The following is a 1,763-nucleotide window of genomic DNA, read 5'->3' as shown; positions in this document are numbered from 1 at the left end:
GCATGCCAGGTGAGGCCCTCGGCCGCGCGCAACCGGGCGAACGCCGCCTCCCGACCGTCGAAGTCCCTCTCCCAGAACCCGTAACTGGAGATATCGACCTCATGATGGGACCGCGTGGACGCCGCGCTACCTGTCTGTGTCATGACCGCCTCCGAACCGGGTGTGCTCTCCCCATGGTGGCACCTCGGGGCATCGAGGGCTCGGAATCGACCTGGACACCGAACCTGGGCCGGCAGGGAGTGGTCGGGGTCGGCGGGGAGAGGGCCTCGCTCGCGAATTCGGATGCCAGCGGCGTGAACGTCGAGATGTGGCCCTACTTCTGACGCCGCGTTTGCCGTCGCCAGGGCGGGTGATCAGCACCAGCCCGGAGGTGACCTGCCAACAGCAGGTCACCGGGGTACAGCGAGGGCGTCGACGCCGGCTTTGTCGACGACACGTCCATTGGTGCCGACCGGGCGAAGGCTGTCATGCCGTCGGTCGCAATTCTCACCCTCGATCGAGGTGAAACCGGAGGCCGCAGCGTGGACAAGGAAATTGCGTCCAGGGGATGCCCGGACACGGTTTTGGGGCAGGACTACGTCGTCTTGGTGATCGCGATGGCGCTGGTGGGGATATAGGCTGATCGCATCCCAGTTGATGCTATCGGCGGGTGACCCGCGACCAGTCGGCCACGCACCGGTCGGTGGTCTGCACGGAGTCACCGCCGAGGTCGACGTCGAGCGAGGACGGCGCTTTCGGGAACGTCGAATCGTTGCGTGCACCGCCGGTGGCGGCATACACCTTGCCCAGGACCCGGACCCAGACATCAGAGCGCTGCAGGTACCTCGTGTTGTCGGGGCTCACGATGGATGCGCCGATGTACTCGTAGCCATCGGCACCGGCCAGGGTGATCACATGCTCGGCGCGGGCACCGGTGGCTTCGAGTCCGCCGGTGATAGTCGCAGCGGTGGCTGGGTCTGCGGGGGTGCATCGCGGGTCGAGCCCCGATGGAAATGGTGCGATGACGAGCGGCTCGGACGGTGGCAGCACGGCCGAGGCCCGCGTCGTCGTGGGCACGGTGGTGGTGTCCTTCGTGGGCGCGGTGACGGCGCTCGTTGCCGGGGCAGGCGGGGTGGTGGTACTCGCCGCGGTGTCCCTTTCGTCGCCGATGATGGCACCCAAGGCGGTCAAACCGCCGCAGACCACAATGAGGACGCCGACAACGACCAGGACGATGATGGTGCCGTTGTTGGACTTGCGGGGCGGGCCGGGGTGGCGTGGATAGGCCGGCGACGGTGGAGTGGTCAAGGATCCCCCTGGTGGCTGAGATTGCTATCACCGAACGATCGGCCGATGACGAACGGCCGTTACGCCATCAGGTCGCTCGCCTATTCAGCTCGCCGATGTCCTGCCGCAGTCGGCGGCCCGGCCGATCCGGCAACCGCGCAGGAGGGGCCCGATTCGCGGATCACGGCGCGGTCTCGACTGACCTTCAGGCCACCGACCACCACTCAGCGTGGGGACCAGCCCCTTGGTACAACGTGGTGTACAGGGCCCGGAAGGAATCCGGGCTGCGCTGTACTCGTTGGATCCCCCGTTGTACAGCACCGCAAGCAGGTGCTTGTAAAGCTTCGGTTCCATCGAGGAAGAATCCAAGCCGCTGCTGTCGCTGGTATAGCCGTAGCGGTAACCCCATGGTTCCGCAAGGGGCTGCTGCACGGATAGACCTCCGATTCCGCTAACTGTCAAGCTGCGGGCGCTGATTCGGGCGCCGGCGGGCGAGG

Annotated in this window: 2 protein-coding genes; one reads left to right on the top strand and one right to left on the bottom strand. The window is 66.6% G+C overall.

Annotated features, from left to right (window positions below):
- Positions 1-173: 173 nt before the first annotated feature.
- Complete coding sequence (locus IEY68_RS35810) at positions 174-323, top strand: hypothetical protein (protein ID WP_156425979.1); 150 nt, start codon at positions 174-176, stop codon at positions 321-323.
- A gap of 316 nt (positions 324-639) precedes the next feature.
- Here IEY68_RS35810 and IEY68_RS35805 read toward each other — a convergent pair whose 3' ends face one another.
- Positions 640-1,287 carry a hypothetical protein gene (locus tag IEY68_RS35805; RefSeq protein ID WP_058852898.1) on the bottom strand — a complete coding sequence of 216 codons (648 nt, stop codon included), beginning with the start codon at positions 1,285-1,287 and terminating at the stop codon, positions 640-642.
- Positions 1,288-1,763: the final 476 nt, after the last annotated feature.

This window comes from Nocardia jinanensis (assembly GCF_014645735.1).
Taxonomy (GTDB): Bacteria; Actinomycetota; Actinomycetes; order Mycobacteriales; family Mycobacteriaceae; genus Nocardia; species Nocardia jinanensis.
This window is presented reverse-complemented; position numbering and strand designations above follow the sequence as displayed.

Coding starts and splice junctions, on each gene's coding strand:
- IEY68_RS35810 (WP_156425979.1), top strand. CDS start 174: ATGGTGGCACCTCGGGGCATCGAGGGCTCGGAATCGACCTGGACACCG.